The organism is Kitasatospora sp. NPDC054939 (assembly GCF_053610105.1).
Genome location: NZ_JBSGXP010000250.1, coordinates 1 through 5852, shown reverse-complemented (window position 1 = coordinate 5852; position 5852 = coordinate 1). Strand labels below are relative to the sequence as shown.

Annotated in this window: 5 protein-coding genes and 1 other RNA gene; 2 read left to right on the top strand and 4 right to left on the bottom strand. The window is 76.8% G+C overall.

Going from position 1 to position 5852, the window contains the following annotated elements; genetic code table 11:
• Window positions 1-35: 35 nt before the first annotated feature.
• From ACWGB8_RS37515 to ACWGB8_RS37500, 4 genes are all read right to left on the bottom strand, one after another.
• Window positions 36-389, bottom strand: a complete 354-nt coding sequence (locus tag ACWGB8_RS37515; RefSeq protein WP_452218144.1) for a hypothetical protein — start codon at window positions 387-389, stop codon at window positions 36-38.
• A 236-nt stretch (window positions 390-625) separates the two neighbouring features.
• Window positions 626-1023, bottom strand: an RNA gene (gene rnpB, locus ACWGB8_RS37510) — RNase P RNA component class A.
• 13 nt (window positions 1024-1036) lie between these two features.
• Window positions 1037-2536 (bottom strand): MFS transporter, encoded by a 1500-nt coding sequence (locus tag ACWGB8_RS37505; RefSeq protein ID WP_452218143.1) that lies wholly within the window; start codon window positions 2534-2536, stop codon window positions 1037-1039.
• Between the two features lie 26 nt (window positions 2537-2562).
• On the bottom strand, window positions 2563-4029 hold the full coding sequence (locus ACWGB8_RS37500) for an RNB domain-containing ribonuclease (RefSeq protein WP_452218142.1): 1467 nt from the start codon (window positions 4027-4029) through the stop codon (window positions 2563-2565).
• A 349-nt stretch (window positions 4030-4378) separates the two neighbouring features.
• Between ACWGB8_RS37500 and ACWGB8_RS37495 the strand changes: the two genes are divergently transcribed.
• Together ACWGB8_RS37495 and yaaA are read left to right on the top strand one after the other, a co-directional pair.
• Window positions 4379-4816, top strand: coding sequence for a DUF3995 domain-containing protein (locus ACWGB8_RS37495; protein ID WP_452218141.1), 438 nt, complete (start codon window positions 4379-4381; stop codon window positions 4814-4816).
• A 100-nt stretch (window positions 4817-4916) separates the two neighbouring features.
• The gene (gene yaaA, locus ACWGB8_RS37490) at window positions 4917-5714 is read left to right on the top strand and encodes a peroxide stress protein YaaA (RefSeq protein WP_452218140.1); all 798 of its coding nucleotides are present in this window, start codon (window positions 4917-4919) and stop codon (window positions 5712-5714) included.
• Window positions 5715-5852: the final 138 nt, after the last annotated feature.

The following is a 5852-nucleotide window of genomic DNA, read 5'->3' as shown; positions in this document are numbered from 1 at the left end:
CGGCGGGGCCGCCCCCGCACCACGGCGGGGCCCGGTCAGCGGGAGGTGACGGTGACCGTCGCGGTCGCGCCGGGCTGCGGGCCACCGCCGCCGCCCGGGATGCTCAGGTTGATCCAGCCCAGCAGCTTCACCAGGGTCAGCGCGACGATCAGGGCCAGCACCCCGCCGACCACCCAGGCGGCGGAGCGCAGCGAGGCGCGGTTGGCCTCGCGGGCCTGCGCCACCCTCGGGTCCGGCGGGACGGCGCCCGGCTGGGCGGGCACCCCCGACACCGGGCGGACCACGACGGTGCGCGGCTGCTGCTCCGGTTCGGCGAGTCGGCGCATGAGGTCCGCGCAGTTGTCGGGGACCCCGTGGATCGGGCAGGCGGCGGGTGCGGGCAGGCTCATCGCGGGTCGCCCTCCTGGACGGATCGGCCCGTCACCGCACCGCTCGGCGCGCCGACGGGGTCGGCGGCACCGGGGGCCGGTCGAACGGTCGTGTGGAAGCACATGGGAGCCAGTCTGACGGCCCGTGAGCGGCCTGTCGCGGGTTCGGTGATCTTCCCCGTGTCGGCCGTCCGCGCGGGGCGCATGACGAAGGCCCCCGTTCCGCACGGAGGTGCAGGTCGGGGGCCCTGGGGCGGCGGACGAGGCGGCCTGTACGCCGGGTTCTGTCTCCCGGGTTGCTCGCGCGGCCCGGGGAGGCGGCCATCCATCTAGGGCTGCCGTTGCCGACAGCCTCGTGCGGTCTACCCGCGGGCTCGGGCGAGCAGCCCTCGAACACCCGCGCACGGCGCCCGGAGGCACCGATCTTGACCTTGCTCCGAGTGGGGTTTACCGAGCCGGCCGAGTCACCTCGGCCGCTGGTGGTCTCTTACACCACCGTTTCACCCTTACCCTCCGCCGAGGCGGGGGGCGGTCTGTTTTCTGTGGCACTGTCCCGCGGGTCACCCCGGGTGGGCGTTACCCACCACCCTGCTCTGTGGAGCCCGGACGTTCCTCGGCGGGTCCGTGGACCCGTCGCGACCGCCCGGCCGGCTCGTCCGCCGTAGTGGTCATGGTAGCCGCTCGGGCGGGGCTTCCCGAACCGCGGTCCGGGGCGGCGGCGGTCCTGCGCCGAAGCAGGCGGCGACCCGGTCGGCGCTGCGGACCGCCCGGCCGGTGGTGGTCACCAGGCCGAGCACGGTGATCGCGGCGCCCAGCCCGGCCACGATCCACCAGCCCGCCCGGCTCGCCGGGGCGAAGCCGGTCGCCATCGGTCCGACCACCGCCGCCGTGACCACGGTGCCGATCACCGCGACGCCCAGCGACTGGCCGACCTGCCGACTGGTCGAGGCGACGGCCGCGGCGACGCCGGCCTGGGCGCGCGGCATGCCGGAGACCGCGGCGTTGGTGATCGGCGCGTTCACCGTGCCGAAGCCGAAGCCGAACAGCCCGTACGCCACCAGCAGCAGGCCGGCCGGCGAGTCCGCCGTGAGCCGGGTGAGCAGCACCCCGCTGGCGGCGAGCCCGAGTCCGGCCGCGACCAGCGGCAGGCGCGGGCCCCGGCTGCCGACGATCCGGCCGGACACCGGCGCGCAGAGCAGCATCATCCCGGCCATCGGCAGCGTCCACAGGCCCGCCTGCACCGGGTCGTACCCCCGGACGTCCTGCAGGTAGAGGGTGTTGAGGAAGAGGAAGCCGCCCAGTGCGGCGAAGGCGCAGACCGCGGTCACGGTCGCCCCGGTGAACGGCACGCTGCGGAAGAAGCGCGGGTCGACCAGCGGTTCGGCCAGCCGGCGCTCCCAGAGCGGGAAGGCCGCCAGGGCCAGCAGGGCGGCCGCGGCGAGGCCCAGGATCAGCGGGGAGGTCCAGCCGTGCTCGGGGCCCTCGATGATCGCGGCGGTGCCGCAGCCGAGCAGCACCACCATCAGCAGCTGGCCCACCGGGTCCAGTCGGCGGGGCCGGGGCGCCCGCGACTCGGGTACGTAACGGGCGGTCAGCAGGCACGCGACCAGGCCGACCGGAACGTTGATCAGGAAGATCGCGGGCCAGCCGGACCACTCCACCAGGAAGCCGCCGACCAGCGGGCCGAGCGCCATCGAGATGCCGACCACCCCGCCCCAGACGCCGATCGCCCGGGCCCGCTCGCGCGGTTCGGTGAAGGTGTTGGTGATGATCGACATCGCCACCGGGTTGAGCATCGAGCCGCCGACCGCCTGCAGCGCCCGGAACGCCACCAGCCACTCCAGGCTCGGCGCCAGGCTGCACAGCAGCGAGCCCAGCACGAACAGCAGCAGGCCGAGCTGGAACACCCGTTTGCGGCCGAAGCGGTCCGCGACCGAGCCGAACAGCATCAGCAGCGAGGCCAGCACCAGGGTGTAGGCGTCGATGATCCACTGGAGGCCGGACGCGGGGGCGTCGAGGTCCTTCTGGATCGCCGGGAGCGCGATGTTCACCACGGTGTTGTCGAGACCGACGATGAACAGGCTCAGGCAGCAGATGGCGAGCACCAGTTGGCGGCGGCGCCGATCGGCGGCCGCGCTCGGGTCGTCCACGGGTTTCTGGTCGGGCACGGTCCGATCCTCCCACCGGGAGGCGTTCAGACGGGTGCGAAGCGGACCGTACGGGTGGCGGGGTCGGCCTGCGCGAGCCGGACCCGGACCCGCCCGCCGAGCGGCAGCGGGCGCCCGGCCGCCTCCCCCGGCGCCCCGTCGCAGCGGGCCCGGACGGCGGGCTCGCGCAGTTGGACGGTCCCGGAGGCCGGGCGCCTCCCGTCCACGTCCACCACTACCGCGGTGAACTCCTCGCCCTCCCGGCCGCGCAGCAGCTCCGCCTCCACCAGGTCGACGCAGGCCCGCTCCACCTCGCCCGAGCGGCGGTCCCCGGCCGCCATCAGGGCGGGCAGCCCCGGCAGGGCCGTCCGGGCCCACTCCGGTGCCTCCTCCCCGGCCGCGACCGCCGCGCAGACCTCCAGCGCGAAGCGGTCCGCGAGCCGGCGCAGCGGGGCGGTGCAGTGCGCGTACGGGGCGGCGAGCGCGGCGTGGCCCGGGTCGTCCGGGGCGGGGCGGTCCCGGGCCGCGTCGAAGGCCCGGTAGCCGGCGCCGCGCAGCAGTCCGGTGCACTCGTTCAGGAAGGCGGCGTGCAGCGGCTCGTCCGGGTCGAGCGAGCGGATCAGCTCCGGGTACGGCAGCCCGGCCGGCCAGGCGATGTCCAGGGCGCCCGCCACCCGGCGCAGCCGCTCGTACGCCTCGGCGGGCGCGGCGGGCAGGGTGCGCAGCAGGCCGAGGCCGGCGTCCAGCATCAGTTCGGCCGCGGCCATGCCGGTGAGCAGCGAGATCTGGGCGTTCCAGCCCTCGGCGGGGGCCGGGGCGCGGAAGCCGAGGGAGTAGCCGTGCGGGCCGTCCGCGATCTCCTGCTCGGGGACCGGCAGGCTGGTCCCGCCGCGGGCCCGCTCCTGCTCCTCGCGCAGCCGGCCGACGGTGGCGAGCAGGGCCGGCTGCTCGTCCGCGCCGCCGCCGTCCACCGCCCGCTGGACGGCCTCGTAGTCGAGGCGGCGGTGCGAGCGGACCAGCGCGCGGCGCAGGTCGGCGAGCACCACCGCGCCGTCCGGGGCGAGGTCGAGCTGCCAGAGCAGGGCGGGCCGGGTCTCGCCGGGCAGCAGGCTGGCGGCGTCCTCGGAGAGCCGGGCGGGGTGCAGCGGGATGCGCCGGTCGGGGAAGTAGAGCGTCTGGACCCGGCGGCGGGCCTCCGCGTCGATCGCGCCGCCCGGGCGGACGAAGGCGGCGACGTCGGCGATGGCGTAGTGCACCCGGTAGCCGCCGCCGGGCCGGTGGGCCAGGTGCATCGCCTGGTCGAGGTCGCGCGAGCCGGGCGGGTCGACGGTGAACAGCGGCAGCCCGGTCGCGTCGTACTCCGGCAGCCGGGGCGAGCGCACCGCGTCCTCGGCCTCGGCGAGGACCTCGGCGGGCCACTGGGTGCGGATCTCCAGCCGGGTGCGGAGGGCGGCCAGTTCGGCGTCGATCACCGAGGGGTCGGCGGCCCTGATGCGGAGCTTTCGGCGAGGCATGGGGGCAGCGTAGGCGGGCGGGCCGCCGGGGGCAGTTCGGCGCGGCGGGCGTGTCGGCGGTGCGTCGGGGGTTCGGCGCGGCGGGCGTGTCGGCGGCGCGTCGGGGGCGGTCCGGGGTCGTGCGGGGCCGTCCGCGGTGGTCCGGGCAGGTCCGGGGCGGCCCCCGGCAGGGCGCCGGGAACCGGCGCGCAATCCTCCGTTCGAGCGATTCGGCCGGTCGGCGGACGACACGAGCCGCCGTGCACCGCAAGCGAGTTGAGGCATCGTATGGTGTCCGTGCGGCGGGCCCGCCGGGCCCGCCGATGCAGGTGTACCGGTCGGTTCATGGTGATGAACAGGGGGTTGCGCGATGAGCGCAGTACGGGTCACAGGCGGAGCGGTCGCGGCAGCGCTGGCAGGGACGTCCGCCCTGCACGCGCTCTGGACGGTGACGCCGTGGCCGCTGAAGTCGCCCAAGGACTTCGCGGACACCGTGGTCGGCACGGGCGACGGCGTACCGCCCGCCACCCTCTGCCTCGCGGTGGCCGGGGCGCTGGGCACGTCGGCGTACCTGGTGGGCGCCCGGGCCGGGGTCCTGCCGGCCGCCGGACCGGCCTGGCTGCGGGCCACCGGCGCCGGTCTGGCCGCCGGGGCGCTGCTGGCGCGCGGAGCCGCCGGTCCGGTGCTGTTCGGCCGTGGCCTGCTGGCGCGGTCGGACCGCTTCCGGCGGATGGACAGCCGCTACTACTCGCCGCTCTGCCTGGCCCTCGGGGCCGGCGCCGCGGCGGTGGCCGCCGGCGGCAGGTAGGCCCCGCTCCTGCCCACCGCACGACGGCGGCCCGACCGGCGGACTCCTCGACCGCGTAGGGTGGCGGGGTCACTCGCCACAAAATGTTGAGGAGTCCGCTGTGCTGGTGCTGTTGCCGCCCTCGGAGGGCAAGGCCGCGTCCGGGGACGGGGTGCCGGTGGAGCTCGGCACCCTGTCCCTGCCCGCGCTCGGGCCGGCCCGCGCGGCGGTACTCGACACCCTGGTCGCGCTCTGCCGGGGCGACGAGGACACCGCCGCCGAGGTGCTCGGCCTGACCCCCGGCCTGCGCGGCGAGATCGCCCGCAACGCCGGGCTCCGCACCGCGGGCGCCCTGCCCGCCGGCCAGGTGTACACCGGCGTCCTCTTCGACAACCTCGGCCTGGCCACCCTCGACGAACCGGCCACCGCCCGGGCCGAGCAGGCGCTGCTGGTGTTCTCCGGCCTCTGGGGCGCGGTGCGGATCACCGACCGGATCCCGCCCTACCGCTGCTCGATGGGCGTCAAGCTCCCCGGGCTCGGGGCGCTCGGCGCGTACTGGCGCGCCGCGACGGCCGCCGCGCTGCCGGAGGTCGCCGACGGCCTTGTGCTGGACCTGCGCAGCTCCGCGTACGCGGCGGCCTGGAAGCCGGCCGGCGAGGTGGCCGCGCGGACGGCGACCGTCCGGGTGTTGCAGGAGCGCGAGGTGGGCGGGGTGCTCAAGCGCACCGTGGTCAGCCACTTCAACAAGGCCACCAAGGGCCGCCTGGTGCGCGACCTGCTGGTGGCGGGCGCGGAGCCGAAGACGCCCGGCGAACTGGTCGACGCGCTGGCGGACCTGGGCCACCGGGTCGAGGTCGCGGCGGCGGGCAGCGCCCGCAAGCCGTGGCAGCTGGACGTCGTGGTCACCGACGTCCACTGAGCCGGTGCGGGAACGGCGCGGCACGGTGCGGCACGGAACAGAACGGAGCGGCGGGCGGTCGGCCGCGGTCCTCGGACCGGGGCCCGGCGCCCCCCCGGGGAGCCCCCGGGGCCCGGGGGGTTGTGGAGCCGCCGCCGG

Excerpts from the sequence above, each read along its gene's own strand:
- ACWGB8_RS37500 (WP_452218142.1), bottom strand. The coding sequence starts at position 4,029 with ATGCCTCGCCGAAAGCTCCGCATCAGGGCCGCCGACCCCTCGGTGATC.
- ACWGB8_RS37495 (WP_452218141.1), top strand. The coding sequence starts at position 4,379 with ATGAGCGCAGTACGGGTCACAGGCGGAGCGGTCGCGGCAGCGCTGGCA.
- ACWGB8_RS37515 (WP_452218144.1), bottom strand. The coding sequence starts at position 389 with ATGAGCCTGCCCGCACCCGCCGCCTGCCCGATCCACGGGGTCCCCGAC.